The organism is Bacillus sp. SA1-12 (assembly GCF_000981385.1).
Classification (GTDB): Bacteria; Bacillota; Bacilli; order Bacillales; family Bacillaceae; genus Metabacillus.
In genome coordinates this window covers 29,693-50,370 of record NZ_LATZ01000121.1, presented here as the reverse complement: position 1 = coordinate 50,370, position 20,678 = coordinate 29,693, and the positions used below count along the sequence as shown (strand labels likewise).

Sequence of the window (20,678 nt, the reverse complement as noted above, 5' to 3'; positions counted from 1 at the left end):
CCCCTACTTGTAGAAACATGATTGAGGCTGGTTGGGACATAGATCTCGTATAACAAGCGAAGCTGTGACACTGCATGGAGGTAACAGGGGTACTGGCAAATTACTAGTTTAGGAGGAGATTTATAATGAATCCAGTCGTTGGTCTGGATGTTTCAAAAGGGGAAAGTCAGGTTCAAGCTTTTTTAGATAAAGGCAAACCTTACCGTAGGAGTTTTAAGGTTTCTCATACTATGGAGGGGCTTAGTTCACTTGTTTCTTCTTGAGGATGTGAAAAGAGATTCCGGCAGGAAACCATCAATAGTTCTAGAAGCTACTGGGCATTATCAAACTCCAGTTGTTCATTACTTGGAGGAACGGGGTTATTTATTGATTATCATTAATCCGTTGATTTCATATAAGTCTCGAGCGTCAAGTTTAAGAAAAGTAAAGACAGATGTAGTTGATGCTTATCTTCTCTGTGAGTTGTTTTATAAGGAGGAATTAGAGCCTTATAAAAAGCGTGGAATCCAGTTATTAAACCTTCGTAATCTTACAAGACAACATGAAAATATAGCATGAGTGATGATTCAAACAAAGCTTCAATTTCAGGCAGTGCTTGAACAAGTGTTTCCTGAATACAAAGGGGTGTTTGGAGATTTATATTCGGTGGTGTCACTTTTAACTCTTTCAGAGTTCCCCTCTTCCGAGGATATTTTGAATGCAAGCGAGGAAATAATCACAAACAAGATAGCTAGTCTTTATAAGAGTCGTTCAAGCAGATGGGCAAAGGAAAAAGCGATTCAACTTAAAGCTGCTGCACGTAATCCTTTTGAAAAGACAGTATATCAGAGTCATATTTTAAGTCTTGGTATGTATATAGGGATTCTTCAATACTAAGAGCATCTATCAACGCTCGAATCAGAGATAGATGCCCTCGCAAAAGAAGTTGAAGAATACAATATAATCAAGTCTATCCCTGGTATTGGTGAAAAGATCGCTGCAACGATTATTTCAGAAATTGGTGAGATAGATCGATTTAATGACCCTAAAAAGCTTGTAGCTTTCGCTGGAGTTGATCCGAGTGTGTTCGAATCTGGTAAGTTTACAGCAACCAAAAACCGAATCACTAAACGTGGCTCAAATAGGCTTCGTCACGCCTTATATATGGCTGTTCGTTGTGCGATTCGTGACTGTCGTAAGAGCAAAACAAGCGATGAAATTATTCCTCGAAATAAGAAATTACGAGAGTTCTATAATAAAAAACGTGAAGAAGGAAAACCTTTTAAAGAGCTGTTATTACTTGTGTAAATAAGCTCTTACACTGGATATTTGCCCTTTTAAAAAGCAAAACGACTTTCTAAGATATAGCTTAGAACCTAAATTAAACTAAATAACACAAAACCTTCCAAAAACAGACTAAAGGAAGGTTATTTGGCATACACATTTTTAGTATAGCATGAGATATTTTAAGTTTTTATTGAAAAATATTGACAAACTATTAGCTGGTTTAGTTGAAGAAGGGATGCAAACAAATCGAGTCACCATAAGCGATGTTATCGGCATTAAAAAAGGATCTTCGATTGATTGAAGATCCTGAAAGAGAGGCTGATTGCTACTTTTCCAAGGTAACAAATCACTAATATTATGGCTTTTTGGCTTCTTTAATAGTATATGTGTAGATTCTTTTAGTGAAATAGACAAATGTTGTTTTAGTTAGTAAATATTGAAAATGGTATAAACTTAAACTGGATGAATCCTTTATAAAAATTTAGTCAATATAAGCAATATTATCGGAGGGTAAATATCCAGCAAATTAACCCTTAAGTTTATCTTTTCTGTTTAATTAATAGCGAACAAAGGCAGTTCCTACAATAATCAGAAGGATAAACAATACAACAACTAGGGCAAAACCATTGTTATTTCTCTCATCACCCATTCTATACACCCCCTTTTTCTCTTCCTAATTACTAGTTAATGCATACAGGAGAGAAAAGGATTGGACAATTTTTAAAAGATAGCGTGGATTTTTTATCTTGATTTATATATGATCTTCTACCAGTAAACATTCATGATGCTTATCCCATGTATATAATATACAAATCTAGTTTACATAATCGCAATTTTAAGAAGTAAGCAAAAAGGCCAAATCCTTATGTATCAAGGGTTTGGCTCTTATCTGTTTTTTATCGTTAATGCATGATTTTATACATTGTTGATTTATCAATGTTTTTGGCTTCTGAAGAAGCCTGGCAGCTGCATAAAAAAGAGTGGTTTTATGCAATCTCTTTTTTCACAAAAGTAACCGTACTTAAATATGAAAATCCCCTTTTTCAAGAATAGAGCCCTTTCGTATTATAAGGTCATCCAGAATAGATATCTGGTTGGCCTATTTTTAATAGGTTATTCTTTAGGTAGCCGGGGTAAGACGTTCGCGTCCTTGGGACAAGGATCCCGTCCGTTATACTGTCCACCCCCTACTTGTAGAAACATGTTTAAGGCTGGTTGGGACAAAGATCTCGTTTAACAAGCGAACCTATCACATTAAAGGAGATTTATGGAGGGGAAAACGACTAAAAGTATTTCTAGGAGGAGGAGTTTCTCCGTAAACTATTGTAGATAAAAGTATTCCAATTGCACGATACTGACTGTTTTGATCCATAACTTTTGTCAGCCGAAGGAATTTGTGGATGAAAAGTATTCTCGTAGTAATTACTCTTCTAAAACTCTTTTTACAGCAAAGCTTTGATATTTTTAGCATTCTTTTGAAAGACCCTCATTGTATGTATCTCCTAAGAAAAAACTCAATAAATAGAGGCCTGTATTGGTATAGATGCTACCATTACAGGCCGACATAAAAAACAATTAAATAATTACTACAGATAAATCCAGATAATCCTAAAATTCAAGGTGGTTTTTCACCAACCACGCTCTTGCATTCTTTGCTCAGGTAAAAGGTTAGAAATTTCGATTCCTTGCATAGCAGACCCAAGTCCTTTTGATAATTTAGAAATTAGTTCATAGTCTTGATAGTGAGTCGTTGCCTCAACAATGGAACGAGCAAATTTAGAAGGATTTTCAGATTTAAAGATACCGGATCCTACAAATACTCCGTCAGCACCTAGCTGCATCATTAGTGCAGCATCAGCAGGAGTTGCTACACCACCAGCTGCAAAGTTAACGACTGGAAGTCTGCCCTCTCTTTTAATTTGAAGGAGAAGTTCGTATGGTGCACCTAGAATTTTTGCTTCGGTCATAAGTTCATCTTCACTCATTCCAGCTACTTTTCGTATTTGTGCATTTACTTTACGCATATGACGAACTGCTTCAACAATATTTCCAGTGCCAGGCTCACCTTTTGTACGAAGCATAGAAGCACCTTCACCGATTCGCCGTGCAGCTTCCCCTAAATCACGGCAACCACATACGAAGGGCACTGTGAATTCACTTTTTAAAAGATGATATTCTTCATCAGCAGGTGTTAATACTTCACTTTCATCGATATAATCTACTCCCATTGCCTCAAGAACACGAGCCTCAACAATATGGCCAATCCTCGCCTTTGCCATAACCGGTATAGAAACTGCATTCATTACATCCTCAACGATTGTAGGGTCTGCCATTCTTGCAACACCGCCTGCAGCACGAATATCTGCTGGGACCCTTTCAAGTGCCATAACTGCGACTGCTCCTGCAGCTTCGGCAATCTTTGCTTGTTCGGCATTGATAACATCCATTATCACTCCTCCTTTTTGCATTTCTGCCATACCTCGTTTTACACGTTCTGTACCTATATGACTCATTTGGTTATCTCCTTTTATTAAATAATTAAAAATCACTTATTACTAAACTGTTTGAGTGAGAAATACTTATTTACTCCTCACTTAAGGCAATGGAAATATATTTCACTTCAAGGTATTCGTCAATTCCATAATGACCGCCTTCTCTTCCTAAGCCGCTTTCTTTGTAACCGCCAAATGGGGCTTGTGCAACTGAAGGCAATCCATCATTTAGTCCAATGATTCCATACTCAAGCTCTTCCGATATCCGGATGGCACGACTTAGATTTTCAGTGTAAACATATGCCGCAAGCCCATAATTCGTATCATTTGCCCGCTCTATCACTTCCTTTTCCGTTTTAAACGTTGCAATTGGGGCAAGTGGGCCAAATATTTCTTCTTTTACACAAAGCATATGATCATTCACATTCGTAATAATTGTAGGATTGTAATAAAAGCCTTTAACTGATTCAGGCTTATTCCCACTATAAATAACCTGTCCGCCATACATTAAAGCATCTTCTATTAATGTTTTTACTTTATCTACAGCTGCTTGGTCAATCAAAGGACCAATATCGGTTCCTTCATCTAGTCCATTTCCCACCTTCAGTTTGGAAAGCTCTTTTTTAAAGAGTTCAACAAATTGAACTTGCACGGATTCATGTACGTAAATTCTATTTGTACATATACAGGTTTGGCCTGCATTTCGAAACTTAGAATGGATAAGCCCTTTTGCAGCCTTTTCTAAGTCGGCATCCTCCATGACAATAAATGGTGCATTCCCGCCCAATTCTAATGAAATTTTTTTTACGTGTTCGGCTGCACCTTTCATTAACAATTTGCCTACTTCCGTTGATCCCGTAAAGGTTATCTTCCTAACACGAGCATCTTGTTGCCAAGTGTCTCCAATTTCTTTTGCTTTCCCGGTTACAATGTTCAAAACCCCTTTAGGGATTCCTGCCTTTTCCGCTAACTTTGCGAGTTTTAGCGCTGTTAGCGGAGTTTGCTCAGCAGGTTTTACAACAGCTGTGCATCCTGCAGCAAGTGCCGGTGCCACTTTTCGCGTAATCATTGCTGCAGGAAAATTCCATGGAGTGATTGCTGCAATGACTCCAACAGGTTCTTTTCGAATAAGAATGCGCTTATTTGAATGTGAGGCTGGAATTGTCTCTCCATAAATTCGCTTTCCTTCTTCCGCATACCATGAAATATAACTGTTGGCATAATTAATTTCACCAACAGCTTCTTTTAATGGTTTACCTTGCTCTAAGGTCATGATCTTTCCAATCTCATCCTTATGATAATCAATTAGATGAAACCATTTCATTAATAACTGACTACGTTCCTCAGCGGTCTTCCTAGACCATTCCTTAAACGCTCGATGAGCAGCATCAACTGCTTGCTTTGCCTCATAGGCTCCCCCTCTAGGAATAATTCCTACTACTTCATTTGTTGCAGGGTTAGTAACCTCTGTAAATTCTTCACACTCATTACCTACCCATTTCCCATCGATATACATATTAAACAACTGATTTTTATTCCCGGTTTTACTAATATACATTCTTTGCTTACCCCTCTTTACGTATATTGTGGTGCCAGAACTTCAGCAATTGATTCTTCTAAAATCATCAAGCCTTCTTTGAGCTCCTCATCTTTAATAGTTAGAGGCATCAGAATACGAATGACATTTCCATATACACCCGCACTCAATAATAGGAGTCCTTTTTTAGCAGCCTCGTTAACGATTCTTCCTGCTGATTGTTTATCAGGTACCTTACTACGCTTATCTTTTACAATTTCAAAAGCACACATTGCACCGATACCACGAATCCCATCAACCTGCTCAAAACGATCGGATAACTGCTGAAACTTATTCATAACTGTTTCTCCAATCACTTGTGCACGTTGATTTAAATTTTCCTTTTCAATAATATCGAGAACCGCTAAAGCTGCTTGGCACCCAAGTGGACTTCCTGCATAGGTTCCTCCTAGTTCACCAGGCTCTGCCACATTCATCATTTCTTCTCTTCCAATCACACCGCTAATTGGCACCCCTGCTCCCATTGACTTCGAGATCGTAATGATGTCAGGTGTCACACCAAAGTGTTCGATTGCAAAATAGCTCCCTGTTCGACCAAATCCAGTCTGAATTTCATCAGCAACAAAGACAATCCCATGTTCTTTACAAATCTCGTAAACTCTTTGTACGAAAGCTTTATCTGGTATAATAAAGCCCCCTTCACCTTGTATTGGCTCCATGACAACAGCAGCAATGCTCTCTGGCGCAACCTCTGAAACTAAAAATTGCTCAAACTGCTGAATCATAAATTGTGTGTATTGATCCTCCCACATGCTATCGGGCTTGCGGTATACATATGGATAGGGTGCTTTATAAACCTCAGGTGCAAATGGGCCAAATTCATATTTATAAGGTTTTACTTTGCTTGTCATTGTCATCGTCATAAGCGTTCTTCCGTGAAAACCTCTTGTAAACGTTACAATTCCTTGCCTTTTTGTGTACTTTCTTGCTATTTTCACAGCGTTTTCAACAGCTTCAGCACCACTGTTAAAGAAGGCAGCCTGTTTTGGAAAATCCCCAGGTGAAAGTTCAGTCAGTTTTTCCGCTAGTTTAATATAGGATTCATACATCATGACATTAAAGCCTGTATGAATAAAATTCTCTGCTTGTTCTTGTATCGCTTTTACGACTTGGGGATGGGAATGACCAACATTGATAGTTCCAATAGCTCCTGCGAAATCAATAAATGTATTTCCATCAATATCCTCTATTAAAGCTCCCTTTGCTTTTTTAACAAAAGCATGACAACCGTTGCTTATTCCTTTTGGAACAACCTTCTTTCTTCTATCTAGAAGATTTTGTGATTTTAGTCCTGGAATAGCTGTATTTATCGCTGCATAATCTTTCATTATTATTACACCATCCTTATAATAGATATCTAATGCTGTTGATCTAAAAAAGGAGGTTTCCCCCCTTTATCTAAAACAATTATATTTTTACCTTCGACAATACACTCTTAAATGTGTTGATTACCGTATTTACTTCTTCGTATTTAATCGTTAGAGGCGGTTCAATACGAATTGTTTTTGAGTTTACTAGAGTTCCCGCTACTAGTATTCCGTGATCAAACATTGCCTTTGACACTTCGTATCCTACTTCATCCTTATGGAATTCAATTCCAATCATTAATCCCTTCCCGCGAATCTCTAACACTTTATCTTCATGACCTTTTGCTGCCTCTTTTAGACCTTGTAAGAAATAGTCACCAACTTCTCCAGCACGGGCTGGTAATTCCTCTTCAAGTAAGACATCAATTGTTGCAATTGCCGCAGCACAGGCAAGAGGGTTACCTCCAAATGTTGTCGTGTGCATAAATGGATTATCAAACCAGCTCTTGAATACTTTTTCTTTGGCTACAACTGCACCTGCAGGCATAACACCACCACCAAATGCTTTCGCTAGACAAAGAATATCTGGAACCACATTGTACAATTCAGAACAAAACATCTTCCCTGTACGTCCCATACCTGTTTGTACTTCGTCAAAAATAAGCAATGCATCATACTCATCACATAAATCTCTCACTTGTTTGAGGTAACCTTCAGGAGGCAGGATAATACCGCCTTCCCCTTGAATTGGCTCTAAAAGAACAGCAGCAACATCTTCGCCAACTAATGCACTTGTTTCAAACGTTTTTCTCATCATGTCAATATCACCGAAAGGTACATGACGAAAACCTGGAATTAACGGTAGAAACGGCTTACGGAACATTCCTTTTGCAGTCCCAGAAAGTGAACCTAGGCTTTTTCCGTGGAAAGAGCGCGTTGTCGAAATAAAGGTTGTTCTGCTGCTATACATTTTTGCAAGTTTTAATGCAGCTTCCACACTTTCTGTTCCGCTATTTGTAAAAAAAGAATATTTTAGGTCTCCTGGTGTAATATCAGCTAAAATTTTCGCAAGAATGGCACGAAGCGGATCAAGCAAATCTTGGCTATGCAGCGCTTGGCGTTTAAGCTGATCAGTAACAGCCTTTACTACCTTTTTATTACGATGTCCAACATTATAAATCCCAAAGCCACCAAGACAATCAATATATTTTTTTCCGTTTACATCCGTAAAACAGGAACCCTCATCAGACCATTCAACAGCTGCAAATTGTCCATCCTTGGTTACTGTTTTCCGATACTCTAGAAAGCCCGGATTTACATGCTCGCGAAAGTTATTAACGGTTTCTCTTGTAATCCATTTTGCTTCATCATCTGTTACTTGTTCCTTCTCAATTAATGCTAAAACATGCTTAATGTATTGATTAACATTTTCCTCTTGACGTTCTGTTTGTTTACTCTCTAAATTTGTACTCATCGTATCTCTCCTTTTATTAAGGAAATAGGGTATTAATCAGAGTAGACACCCAATTTCCAAATTAGATTAAAATAAGCATTCATATCATAACTGCTCTTTTTGCACTGCCATTTTCTAAGTTAAGCTTTGACTTAATGGTAGATTTATAGATATAGATAATGGCGTTATTTCAAAAGAACCAAAAGATGTTTGTTACTTTGAAAACCAGCCAATTGGTTCTACTTGTAAATTAATGTTTATTTGTTTTACCTCTTGGAACACATCGAGACCGTAAGTCCCAAGTGCACGTCCGATTCCACTTTGTTTATAGCCCCCCCATGGCGCTTCATTGTAAGTATTGTGGAAAGTATTAATCCATGTAATCCCTGCACGGATTTTTTTTGTTACCCGTAATGCTTTCGCTCCATCAACTGTAAATACGGCACCAGCTAGTCCATAATCCGTGCAATTAGCCAATGTAATCGCTTCTTTTTCATCCTTAAATTTTTCAATGACTACAACAGGCCCGAAGATTTCCTCTTGAACAATTTTCATTGTCGGTTTTACATCAACAAATACTGTTGGCTCAATGAAATAGCCTTTTTCTAAGCCATTTCTGGTTATGCGGTTACCGCCACAGACAATTCTAGCTCCCTCTTGTTTTCCTAATTCAATATAATGTAATACCTTTTCCATATGATCCTGACTGACTACAGGACCCATTTCAGTTGATGGGTCATCTCCTGGCCCGACATTAATTTGCTTCGCTCGTTCAACAAAGCGGCTTACAAACTTGTCAAAGATCGCTTCCTCAACTAAGATACGTGATCCTGCCGCACATATTTGTCCCGAGCCTGCATAAATCCCAAATAGGGCATAATCAACAGCTGTTTCAAAATCTGCGTCTGCGAAGATAATATTGGGGGATTTCCCTCCGAGCTCTAAGGAAAGCTTTTTCATATTCCCAGCAGCCGCTTTCATGATATGCTTGCCGGTTTTTGTGCCTCCTGTAAACGATACAAGGTCAACGTCATGACTTTCCGCGATTTCATTTCCGACTGTTGAACCTGCACCTAACACCATATTGGCAACACCTTTAGGTAATTCAACCTCTTCAAAAATCTCGAACAACTTTGTTGGTGTTAGTGGTGTAACCTCAGACGGCTTATAAACAATTGTGTTCCCTGCTGCTAATGCTGGGGCAATCTTCCAAACACTTAATAAAAGCGGATAATTCCACGGAACAATCAACCCGCAAACGCCAACCGGCTCTCTGACTACAAGTGCTTGTATAGGATCTGACACATGATAGGTAAGTCCATCAGGCTTTGTGATCAGTCCAGCATAATAACGAAAACAGGCGGCGGCATCAGCCATATCATAACCTGCTTCTCGTAACGGTTTGCCATTATCCAACGTCTCAAGCCGAGCTAGCTCTTCTGCATAATGATCAATTTTATCGGCAATTTTAAATAGGTAAGATGCCCTCTCTGTCGGGGCAAGATCAGACCAAATACCGCTAGTAAAAGCTGCTTTGGATACCTGAATGGCTTCTTTTACATCTTCAATTGTTCCCTCTGCAGCTTGAGCAAATATTTCCCCATTCGCAGGATTAATGACATTACGTTTTCCCTTATCACTTGATTCTCTCCATTCACCATTGATATACATTTTTAAATCAAGCATCACAACCATACCTCCTTTTGCTATTACATGTTGCAAGATGTGTGCCAACTTTCGATAAAAATGTTGGAGAAAGCGAGGAATTGTGGAAAATGTTGAATGAATTATGATCAACACAGTGTTTACATACATCAATTTCTTTTGAAAAATCTAAGTAGAGAAGGTTTTTTACTTGATCGTACAAAATCAGTAGCTAAAAAAGTATGCAAATTTGCATAGATTTAGTAGAAAGTGCATATTCGACTTATTTCAGCCTTTTAATGAGTAATAATAAAGCGAAGGAAACATATTGTCCTTCGCTTATAACATGTTAAAACTTACTTTTAACTTACATTTCTATCCTTTCTTCACGTTCAAGCTGAGGAGGTAAGGATCGGAACATCTTTGTCTTATATAAAAGGTAACAAAGACCAATGGCTGCCCAAACAATTCCTAAGATAAGGGAGCTTAATTCAAGGTTAACCCATAGTACAACCAAAGTTGCTGCTCCGATTAACGGAAAAATAAGGTAATTAATACACCCTTTAAAAGTTTTATGCTTCTTTCTACGAATAACAAAGTAGCTGATCACACTTAAATTCACACATGTGAATGCAATCAGTGCTCCAAAATTTATTAAAGCTGTAGCTGTCACTAAATCAAAAAACACTGCGGACAAGGAGATCGCTCCAACTATAAGTACATTAATAGTAGGTGTTTTCCAGGTGGGATGGATATAGCCGAACCATTTTTCTGGTAACACCTTGTCTCGTCCCATCACATACAAAAGCCGGGAGACACTGGCGTGTGAGGCAATTGCTGATGCAAGCGTATTAACAAACGTTGTCACTAAAAATATAGATTGAAATAATTTCCCGCCTACATATAGGGCGATTTCTGGAAGAGCTGCATCAGGATGTTTAAATCTTCCTGTATCAGGGAAGAACGATTGAATAAAAAAAGATGTGATGATAAATAAAGCTCCTCCCAAAAGAGCCGTAAGGAATATAGCTTTTGGTATTGTTTTTGTTGGATTTGCTGTTTCTTCCGCTAACGTTGAGACGGCATCAAAGCCTAAAAATGAGAAACAAAGTATGGTTGCACCTGAGATTAATGCAGAAATCTGCATTCCTTCACCGAGGAATGGCTGAAGTGTAAATGCGCTACTCTCACCTTGTCCATCTTGTAGTCCTTGTATGACTAGAATCACAAAGATGCCCATGATCACTAGTTGAATGAGTACAAAAATTGTGTTTAGATTTGCCAAGATGTTTATGCTTCTCATGTTTAAAAATGTAACTATCCCTACAAAACCAACAACCCACACCCATGTAGGTATGGATGGAAAGAGGGCTGAAAGATAAATCCTTGTTAATAAAGCGTTTACCATTGGTAAAAAGAGATAGTCAAGCAATGCTGACCAACCGACTAGAAACCCTAGATGTGGATTGATCGTTTTTTGAGTGTACGTATAGGCGGATCCTGCAAACGGAAAAACTTTCACCAACTTTCCATAACTTGCTGCCGTAAATAACATTGCAGCTAATGCGATTAAATAAGCTGTAGGGACATGTCCATCTGTTATTTCAGATACTATACCAAACGTATCGAATACAACCATTGGAGTCATATATGCTAATCCCATTATCACAACCTGCCATAATTTTAAAGAACGCCTTAACCCTTCACCATTTTCCATGTATCATTCCTCCTTTTTTCCCTTTGCATGTCTATGCTTACCTTTTGTGAAAGTGCATAGCCAATCTTGTATTCTTTATCCTCCAATCTTTTTGAATCATCAGAAAATTACTTGCAATATACATGCCATCATTGATTAAGCCCTAATAATTTACCTTTTATAACAAAACAAATATTTTCTTATTGGATTTAGTGGCATGGTAATTATGCAAAATTGCATAGAATATTCCGTTTGACATAAATCGTATAAAGATTGGCCCCATTCTTGTCGTTTTCTCCTAGAGTCATAAATAGAATGGATTGGCACATAACTTGCATGACTAATATTGAACTTATAAAAACGGTATGGAGGAATGATTTTATGAAGTATCCATTATCACCAGATGTAAAACCTGAATTTTGTACGACTGGCACATATATGCGCCTACCATCCTCTCGTGAAAATGCGAAGGTCGCAATCTTAGGAATGCCATTTGATACAGCTGCATCTTTTCGTGTAGGAGCTAGATTTGCCCCACAGGCAATCCGTCAAGCATCAATGACACTGTTCCCTTATCATCCGATTCATAACGTTTATCCTTTTGAGGATACGAAAGCAATTGACATTGGAGATGTATCAGTTATTCCACACAATATCCATCGTAGTTATGAGCAAATTGAATCGGCTGTATTAGAGTTGATGAAAAATGGAATTATTCCCATTGGCCTAGGCGGAGATCACTCTGTTACACTCGCCACTCTTCGGGCAGCAGCAAAAGTGCACGGTCCTGTTGCTTTAATTCAATTTGATTCCCATACGGACACATGGGATACGTATTATGATGAAAAATATTGGCATGGTTCTCCATTTATTCGAGCGTATGAAGAGGGGCTTTTGCAACCGGACAAAGTATTCCAAATTGGGATTAGAGGTACGCTGAATCATCCTGGGGACATTGTTGCCAGCCATGAACTTGGATATCAAGTCATTACTACCCAGGTACTGAAACAACGTGGAATAAAAGATGTTATAAAAGAAGTAAGAGAAAAAATTGGAGATACCCCTTGTTTCTTAACATTTGATATTGACTTTGTTGATCCTTCCTTTGCACCAGGTACTGGAACACTCGAAGTCGGAGGTTTTACTAGTTTTGAAACATTGGAATTAGTGAGATTACTCATTGACTTTAACTTTATTGGTTTTGATCTTGTGGAGGTCCTTCCACCTTATGACCCAACCCAAATCACCTCATTACTAGCAGCAACATTAGTGCACGAGTTTGCTAGTCTCATTGCGTTACAAGAAAAAAGAGGCGAGACTTCTATTAGCGGAAGTTCTGCTGAAAGGTAAGAATATCAGCCTAGGGTAAATAAGACGATTTAGAAGGTCTTCTTTGCCTTCAATTCTAAATTTACTAGACTATCTTTAGAGGACTAGACGCCGGCTTTCAAAGGCGCGACGTCCTGTCGTATTGTCTCCACTTGAACTGAGTCTTGACCGCTTATCCATTTTTATAGCTTACTAAAAAATAAAGTGGTACAGTCTTACGGCTATACCACTTTTCCTTTTTATCTACAAGGAGAGTTTATCTATCATACCTTGCTTTTCATTTATAATTTTTTGATACTTGCGACTGACTGAAGACTGGCTTACACCAAGCGCTTTCGCAGCTTTTGTTGTTGTTTTATATTGCTTCATCGCTAGCAAGATCAGCTGCTCCTCTACATAATCAAGTGCTTCATGAAGCGGTAGTACTTTCGTTATGACTGGTTTTTCGCTTTTTAAGCCTGTCCCAACAGATAGAAATTGATTGACAAAGTGCGCATCAATTGTTTCATGATCAGCAGAAACGGCTAATCTTTCAATCATGTTTTGCAGCTCACGTATATTCCCTGGCCATGAATAGACTTCCAGCAAATTAAGGGCGTCTGGTGACAAGTGATAATTTTTATTATATCTCTCATTAAGTTGCTGTAAAAAATGAAATGCTAACAATGGGATGTCTTCTGGACGTTCTCGTAAAGGTGGAACGGAGATTGGAATCACATTTAAACGATAAAATAAGTCTTCACGGAATGTTCCTTGTTCGACCATTTTTTCTAATCGTTTGTTTGTAGCAGCAACAATTTGAACGTTAATTCGGATTGGTGTCGTACTTCCGATTGGGATCACTTCTTGTTCCTGTAATACCCTTAATAATTTTACTTGAAGACTTAATGGCATTTCTCCAATTTCATCCAAAAATAATATACCTTTATCTGCTTTTTGAAAGTAGCCTTCCTTCCCGTTTTTATCTGCACCGGTAAATGACCCCTTTGTATAGCCAAATAATTCACTTTCCAAGAGGTTTTCTGGAATAGCACCGCAATTTAATTTTAAAAATGGTTGATTTGAACGATTACCCAGTTGATGAATAGCTTGAGCAATCACTTCTTTTCCGACTCCTGATTCTCCAGTAATCAATACAGTAGAAGAAAAATTAGAGACTTTATTAACATGCTCCATTATTCGTTCCATTTTTGGACTACAATAGATCAGTTTCTTAAAAAACTGATCTTTAATTTTAAATGAATCTAATTCCTGTTTATATTGATCTGATATTTTCTTAATTTCTCGTAATTCTGATTTCAATTTTGTAGTTTCTGTAATATCTCGGGATGCAATAATAATCCTTTCAATCTCTCCATTTTCATTAAATACCGGATTACCAACTGCAAGGATCTTTTTTCCACCTTTGGTTTCTTGGAAAACTGAAACTTTTTTCTTTTGCTCTATTACTAAACGAGTGACTGATGGAGTAAATAATCCTTTATCTTCTAAATCCAATAAATTTTTTCCAAGTAGATCTTTTAATTGTACGCCCCAAAATTCTGAAATATAGCTATCACTATAACGAATTAGTTCACCTTTATTATTTACTACAAGAATTTCATCATAAATAGTCGAAAGAATGGCATTTAAATCCTTATTTAAATTTTTTATGTGTTCAATTTCCATGGCCATTTCCTCAACCATTGGCAAATCTTGAACAATAATCATTATCCCTTCAACATCACCATTAAAATCAATAATAGGGCTATAATCAACGAGTACACCCATTTTATCTGTAATTTGAAGCTGATTTAAAAGGGTTTCACCGGACGAGAAAACGTTTTCAATACACTCGCTATTAAAAATAGATTCTGCAGGCCTATTCAAAACGTGATCTGTCGACATTTTAATCATTTTCAGACCTGATTCATTACAATTAACGATTTGCTTATCTCTATCAACAATGAACATTCCCATTGGAATGGAAGTTAAAATGACCTTTAATAAATCAAAGCTATGGCGATTTTCCTGTCTAAACAATTCTGCTAAAACTTCTTCCCTTTTTATATAACCGGTTAGTTTACCCTTATCGTCTTTAACAAGTGCTATTGGTTCACCAATTATTTGAAAGAGAATAGGAAGTGAAATATTTTCATTCAATTTACAGACATTATCTAAAGTACATGCATATTTAACAAGAGTTTCAACCTTCAGATCATTTGCCTTTCTCCCTTCTAATAAAAGATCTTTCAACTGTATATAAGCAAATAGTTGATTTTCTTTTACTAGGAAAAAGAAAGGTTCACTATTTGTCGTTAATTTGTTTTGCCAATCTTCATCCTTTCGATCGATTGCTATTGAAATTAATGGTCTAATTTTGTCTTTTGCTAGTGAAAACACAGTTGTCCCTCCTTCTAACTCTACTATCATTGTATCATCTGACATCATTTTGAATAGATCAAAATCATTCATTTCGCCTTTATGCGAAAAGGAGATGATAGATCATCTCCTTAACATATTCTTAGTTAATCACTTCCGCTTCCAATTAAATCTTCCTGAATGTAAGCAAGGACCATTCCTGGTATGACTCTATCTCCTTTTTGCACCTCTAAAGAGAGTACTTTTCCACTTAAACCAACCCTTATCGTTTCTAATTTCCCATCGCCTGTTTTTATGGTAAATAAATTTTCCCATTCATAGATTCTTGAATCGTCATCAATTGACACTTCTTCAACGATTCCATAGCATGAGCTTGTGATAAATTCATTATTTTCCATAAGAAAATCACCTTTCTTTTTTAAGAATTTAATATTGATTGTTAAACTGTTTATTAGGCAAAATCATCCGTAAAAACATTTTGCATATTCACTAATGTCCAATGGATTAATTCCTAACCTTTCTACCCAATACCACTCGTTCTCGATATCTTCTTGACACATTAGTACGATTTTCTTTGTCTGAATCGAAACCACCATTGCTTTTCCAAAGTAAAAATTTGAATAAATAATCGTTATATCATAACTGTGATTATCTGTTGCTATACAATAGTAATATACCAAGGTACTTTCCCTATCTTCAGATATAATTTCCATTGTATGTTTATCCTTCATACTGATATCCATCCACGAAGTCTTGACGCCTCTGTCACTCTACGGATCCCTTCTATATAAGCAGCTACCTTCATATCTATATCGAATCGCTGTGATGTTTGGTAGACCTTCAAAAAGCTAGAAGTCATTGTTTCTTTTAAATGTTGATCTACTTGGGATTCTTTCCAATAGTAACCTTGGTTATTTTGGCACCATTCAAAGTAAGAAACAACTACACCACCAGAGTTTGCTAATATATCTGGAACAATAAGAATCTCTCTTTCTTGAAGAATCTTGGCAGCTTCTTTTGTTGTTGGGCCATTCGCCGCCTCCACAACAATTTGACATTTAATATTATGGGCATTAGATTTTGTGATTTGTCCACCAATAGCCGCTGGGATTAGGACATCACACTCTTTTTCAATGAGCTCTTGATTTGATATTGGTTTTTCAACTAAATTTGATACAACCCCAAAGGAATCTCTATTGTTTAGAAAGTATGGTATATCTAACCCTGCAGAATCATAGATTCCACCATGTACGTCAGAGATACCTACCACCTTTGCCCCTAAGTCGTAAAGATACTTTGCAAGGAAACTTCCAACATTTCCAAAACCTTGAATGATAAATGTCATATCTTTAATGCTCATCTTTCTTAGTTCACTTATCATTTCAAGAGTATACAATACACCTTTTGAGGTTGCTGTTTCTCTCCCTTCAGAGCCTCCCAAAGCAAGTGGTTTACCAGTAATAAAACCAGGTGAATCAAATTCTCTAATATGATCATATTCATCTAGCATCCATGCCATAATCTGTGAATTTGTATACATATCTGGAGCAGGTATATCTTTAGTTGGACCTACAATTTGACTAACCGCCCTAACATATCCCCTACTTAATAACTCTAACTCTCTGAAACTCATAGATCGCGTGTCACAAACAATTCCCCCTTTCGCTCCTCCATAAGGAATGCCAGTAATTCCACATTTCATACTCATCCACCCTGATAGTGCTTTAACCTCATCAGGTGTAACATCAGGATGAAAGCGAATTCCTCCCTTAGTAGGTCCCGTTGCATCATTATGTTGTGCACGGTAACCTCTGAATATCTTAGTTGAGTTGTTATCCATCCTGACCGGGATGCGTACTTCAAAAAATCTTAAAGGTTCTTTTAATAATTCAAAAGCTTCATTAGGATACTTAAGTACATCAATTGCTTCTTTTAAAACGGATTGAAATTCAATAAGTGGATTAGAAAAAATTATCTCTTCTTTGTTTGAGTAACTCTGTATTTCTTTTATTGCATTCATGCTAACACCTCTTTATTATTATTTTCTTATATACTTGCAACAATTGTGCCAACATGAATGAATAATAGGGGAGACACTAAAGAATTGATAACTTAAAAGCCCAGTAGTTAAAAATATGTTTTAAGAGTAAACAAACCAACTTGATAAAGTCTTTAATAATTGCATAAACTATTCAGTTTTGAATAGCATTTTTTTAAAAAGGTTCAACTGTTTGATCTAATTAGTAAATTTTTATTGAAGAATCAACTTCATTCGATAAAAGAGTTTATAATGAGATATTCATTATCTAGATGTGTAAATAAAAAGGGGAGCCATTATTTTGGCCCCCTTTTTATCAAGATTCTAAGGTTATAAAATCGGCTCCAAGATCTTTTGCCCAATTATTTATATAATTAAGTAGACTATATCCAAGTCCACTAGGATGATGATTTACATTTGTTTTTATACTCTGTACAAATACATGTCTTTGAATATATAGGTCTTCGCGCCATTCTATAATAGCTATAACTACAATTGTTGTATCATGATATAAGGCAAATACTTGATAACCATCTTTAATTAACCTATTTAAAAAGGTAGGATATTCGGATAAAGTTAAATCCGGATACAGCTGTTTCATTAATGGGTAAGCATCTAAGAATTGGTGTTTCACTTTTAACTCAACAAAATTTACCACAGGTACTTTTATATTCATAACTATCTACTCTCCTTATTTATAAGTTTTAAGCATTATTTAGTGGTATATATAATGTATTTGCAAGAAATATGCCATTAAAAATACTTCATAAATATATGGGAGTAAGTGTACCTAAAATAAATAGACGCTTGTAATATTAGAAAGTGGCCTCTGAAGAAGTAACCCTATAGTAGATTTAACGTTTCATAGAATAATTGGGAGAGTACAATTAACTAAAGTCAATAATATCAGGAATCCATCCCGTAGCCCCCAGGGTGCTCCAAAAACAAGTATTTTACCTTCTAACAAATTTATGTCCGCTCCATGTTGGCACTATTTAGCGCAGGATGCCTTTGTATCTTCGGTTCATGTGATTTCTAAAATCCTCCAAATGATTGCCCGCAAATTGCTAGTAAAACTGCTTGATATGAAGCTACCCAAGAGAGGTCGATACACATCTAATAGTAAGTCATTGTTATAAACGGAGATGTTCATTTCCTAGAAGGCAGTTCTTTAATGAGTCGTATAAGAAGAGCGTTTGGCAAACCCATATTCTACGGCACAAAAAAAGAATCCATTTTGAAAAAAGTTTGATCAAAATGGATTCTTATCTTTTTGAATGAAGATTCCGTTTTATAAAAAAGTTTGATTAAACTCACTTAGAATTCTTTAAATGCATCAAAACGTCGCATCTTTTTTATAAACATCGTAACCCTATTCATTCGACTTAACTAGTAGAAAAGATTTATCATCATAAGACCAAAAAATACTTTTAAAACAATGCTTTACCCTGCAGCTAATTGGTTCGATCTTTACTACCCTTCATTTTAGCCTTTACGAATCAATCCCAAAAGCTTAAATGTATCGTACTGCTAGTCCTTGATTCCTGATTTCCGGAAAGAAATTTACATGACTATGAACTTAATTGTAGGTAGTACTACCATCCTGATTTAATAGTAATTTTGTTATTTCTCTTTAAATTCAGTTGGAAATTCCGCATAATATCTCTTGGTGTATCTAAAATAATTTATCGCTTTAAATAATTAAAGATAAAATGATTGGGAGATTATGTACGCTATGTATAACAAGGATGAATTAGAAGGAAGGATCAATGATTTAAGAAAAGAACTAATCCAAAGTGTTGAAAAAAACGGATTAAATAGCCCTGACACTATTAGTTGTAGTCAAAAATTAGATCAACTTATTAAGGTTTATCAAAAAGAATATCAAAACCAAAAAGAGAAAACTGGACCCTTTTGAGGTTGTTTGTTGTCGATAAATATTCGTACTTTTCTTGGATTCTTAATTACAAGGAGCTAGCTTGTAATTATATAAAGCAAATTATTTCTTTATTATGTTCTGTAAGATAGTTTATGGCTAGCTCCTTACTATTATATGACACGAAGAATACAAAATATCACCCTCCTCCCCTTCTTGGTGCATCAATCAATTTTGGTTCACTGAACCAAAATTGATTGAAAATTCTTGGTACAATAAAATTTTACTTGTTTAAATCGAGGTCACCTAAATATTTTATCATTTCCGTTCTTTAACTGTAGATAGTTAGACGGGGAATTGTATTGTTGGGTAAACATTACTGAAAAGGATAAAACGGCCCCTTTGAGAAAAAAGACTTATAGCCCACTGACCAATCACTTACAGAAATTGGTGTATGAGTCCCGACGAAGAAGTAGAAGTCCGAAGTTAAAAAGGCGAAGACTCGAAGTTGGAAATTACACCAAAAAATATAACAGTGAAATGGGTGTATACGAATAACTGTGAAAAAGTTGTATTTTTTACCAGTCCAATTTTATGATAACCTCCCATTTTGTTCTGTTAACTTAAGCATTACATGAAATGGGAGGTTTTATTCTGATATATTACTTGTATCTCCGTCAGAGTTGGGCTTAATTATCCAAAGATGAGCCCATCAAGTCTTAATAAGATTTCATTTCAGCCATTTTTATTGAACATTTACATCATCGTGATTTGTACCCGTAATCACGTCATACCAAGCTTCAATATCCTTTTCAAAATTAGCCGTCTTTTCCCGGTATCTTTGCAGAGAATCCATGCCAAGTGGCAAGTGAACCGGCGGCTTCTCCGCGTTGGCAACCTTCACGATTGCCTTGGCCAACTTGACAGGATCGCCTGGTTGTTTCTTATTTGCCTGGATAGCGAATTTTCTCATCTCTCCTACCGTTTGGTCATAATCCGGAATGATGTGACCTGAGCGCGTTAGTGACGCAGCATCCAGAAATTCCGTACGGAAGAAGCCCGGGGCTACTACGGTCGCATGAATTCCAAGCGGAGCCAATTCCAATGCAAGTGTCTCTGTTAATCCTTCAACAGCGAACTTGGTTGAACCGTATACGCCCCAGCCGATATAACCGCTCAATCCTCCAACGGACGAGATATTTATGATATGTCCGGAACGTTTTTTACGCATATGAGGCAGGACTGCCCGGGTCACATTCAACAAACCAAAGACGTTGGTTTCGAAATTTTTCCTAACCTCATCAGCAGTAGCTTCTTCAACGGCACTCAGCAGCCCGTATCCTGCATTATTGACAAGAACATCAATTTGGCCGAATTTCTGTACGGCTTGATTCGCAGCTGCAATTGCCTGTTGTTCATCGGTGATATCCAGAAGAACAACTTGAAGATTCTCCGGATTTCCTAATTTATCAGCTAAAGACTCCGCTGAGCTACGGACTGTTGCAACAACGTTATCTCCGGTTTCCAACACGGCCTTCAGTATTTCCAAACCAATGCCCCTTGCTGCACCAGTAATAAACCAAACTTTTTGCTTTGTCATCTAATATCCCATCCTTTTT

Annotated in this window: 15 protein-coding genes and 1 pseudogene; 3 read left to right on the top strand and 13 right to left on the bottom strand. The window is 36.9% G+C overall.

Annotated elements, in window-relative coordinates:
* Window positions 1–125: 125 nt before the first annotated feature.
* Window positions 126–1,340 (top strand): annotated as a pseudogene (locus tag WQ54_RS24140) (IS110 family transposase).
* A 482-nt stretch (window positions 1,341–1,822) separates the two neighbouring features.
* Here the strand turns inward: WQ54_RS24140 and WQ54_RS33030 are convergent.
* The 7 genes from WQ54_RS33030 to WQ54_RS24110 all read right to left on the bottom strand — a co-directional run bounded on the left by WQ54_RS33030 (window position 1,823) and on the right by WQ54_RS24110 (window position 11,476).
* Window positions 1,823–1,915, bottom strand: coding sequence for a YjcZ family sporulation protein (locus WQ54_RS33030; RefSeq protein ID WP_084822306.1), 93 nt, complete (start codon window positions 1,913–1,915; stop codon window positions 1,823–1,825).
* A 979-nt stretch (window positions 1,916–2,894) separates the two neighbouring features.
* On the bottom strand, window positions 2,895–3,779 hold the full coding sequence (pdxS, locus tag WQ54_RS24135) for a pyridoxal 5'-phosphate synthase lyase subunit PdxS (protein WP_046588139.1): 885 nt from the start codon (window positions 3,777–3,779) through the stop codon (window positions 2,895–2,897).
* A 70-nt stretch (window positions 3,780–3,849) separates the two neighbouring features.
* Window positions 3,850–5,274, bottom strand: a complete 1,425-nt coding sequence (locus tag WQ54_RS24130) for an NAD-dependent succinate-semialdehyde dehydrogenase (protein WP_046588156.1) — start codon at window positions 5,272–5,274, stop codon at window positions 3,850–3,852.
* A gap of 59 nt (window positions 5,275–5,333) precedes the next feature.
* Window positions 5,334–6,689, bottom strand: coding sequence for a 4-aminobutyrate--2-oxoglutarate transaminase (gabT, locus tag WQ54_RS24125; RefSeq protein ID WP_197089669.1), 1,356 nt, complete (start codon window positions 6,687–6,689; stop codon window positions 5,334–5,336).
* Between the two features lie 73 nt (window positions 6,690–6,762).
* The gene (locus WQ54_RS24120) at window positions 6,763–8,136 is read right to left on the bottom strand and encodes a putrescine aminotransferase (RefSeq protein ID WP_046588136.1); all 1,374 of its coding nucleotides are present in this window, start codon (window positions 8,134–8,136) and stop codon (window positions 6,763–6,765) included.
* A 192-nt stretch (window positions 8,137–8,328) separates the two neighbouring features.
* On the bottom strand, window positions 8,329–9,801 hold the full coding sequence (locus WQ54_RS24115; RefSeq protein WP_046588154.1) for an aldehyde dehydrogenase family protein: 1,473 nt from the start codon (window positions 9,799–9,801) through the stop codon (window positions 8,329–8,331).
* 325 nt (window positions 9,802–10,126) lie between these two features.
* Complete coding sequence (locus WQ54_RS24110) at window positions 10,127–11,476, bottom strand: APC family permease (RefSeq protein WP_046588135.1); 1,350 nt, start codon at window positions 11,474–11,476, stop codon at window positions 10,127–10,129.
* Between the two features lie 360 nt (window positions 11,477–11,836).
* Here WQ54_RS24110 and speB point away from each other — a divergent pair, with 360 nt between their 5' ends.
* Window positions 11,837–12,805, top strand: a complete 969-nt coding sequence (gene speB, locus WQ54_RS24105; protein WP_046588133.1) for an agmatinase — start codon at window positions 11,837–11,839, stop codon at window positions 12,803–12,805.
* Window positions 12,806–13,027: 222 nt separating this feature from the next.
* On the opposite strand, the gene WQ54_RS24100 is transcribed toward speB, so the two are convergent.
* The 5 genes from WQ54_RS24100 to WQ54_RS24080 all read right to left on the bottom strand — a co-directional run bounded on the left by WQ54_RS24100 (window position 13,028) and on the right by WQ54_RS24080 (window position 17,859).
* Entirely contained in the window at window positions 13,028–15,166 is a 2,139-nt protein-coding gene (locus tag WQ54_RS24100; protein ID WP_046588152.1) for a sigma 54-interacting transcriptional regulator, read from the bottom strand.
* Window positions 15,167–15,291: 125 nt separating this feature from the next.
* Window positions 15,292–15,543: a hypothetical protein gene (locus tag WQ54_RS24095; protein ID WP_046588130.1), complete on the bottom strand. Its 252-nt coding sequence runs from the start codon at window positions 15,541–15,543 to the stop codon at window positions 15,292–15,294.
* Between the two features lie 63 nt (window positions 15,544–15,606).
* Window positions 15,607–15,876: an SAV0927 family protein gene (locus WQ54_RS24090; RefSeq protein ID WP_052737957.1), complete on the bottom strand. Its 270-nt coding sequence runs from the start codon at window positions 15,874–15,876 to the stop codon at window positions 15,607–15,609.
* Window positions 15,873–17,165, bottom strand: a complete 1,293-nt coding sequence (locus WQ54_RS24085) for a Glu/Leu/Phe/Val dehydrogenase (protein WP_046588128.1) — start codon at window positions 17,163–17,165, stop codon at window positions 15,873–15,875. The genes WQ54_RS24090 and WQ54_RS24085 overlap by 4 nt, the downstream gene beginning before the upstream one ends.
* Before the next feature lie 334 nt (window positions 17,166–17,499).
* Window positions 17,500–17,859, bottom strand: a complete 360-nt coding sequence (locus tag WQ54_RS24080; protein WP_052737956.1) for a hypothetical protein — start codon at window positions 17,857–17,859, stop codon at window positions 17,500–17,502.
* A gap of 1,059 nt (window positions 17,860–18,918) precedes the next feature.
* On the opposite strand from WQ54_RS24080, the gene WQ54_RS24075 reads away from it, so the two are divergent.
* The gene (locus WQ54_RS24075) at window positions 18,919–19,101 is read left to right on the top strand and encodes an aspartyl-phosphate phosphatase Spo0E family protein (RefSeq protein WP_156178118.1); all 183 of its coding nucleotides are present in this window, start codon (window positions 18,919–18,921) and stop codon (window positions 19,099–19,101) included.
* 703 nt (window positions 19,102–19,804) lie between these two features.
* On the opposite strand, the gene WQ54_RS24070 is transcribed toward WQ54_RS24075, so the two are convergent.
* On the bottom strand, window positions 19,805–20,659 hold the full coding sequence (locus WQ54_RS24070; RefSeq protein WP_046588125.1) for an oxidoreductase: 855 nt from the start codon (window positions 20,657–20,659) through the stop codon (window positions 19,805–19,807).
* Between the last annotated feature and the right edge of the window lie 19 nt (window positions 20,660–20,678).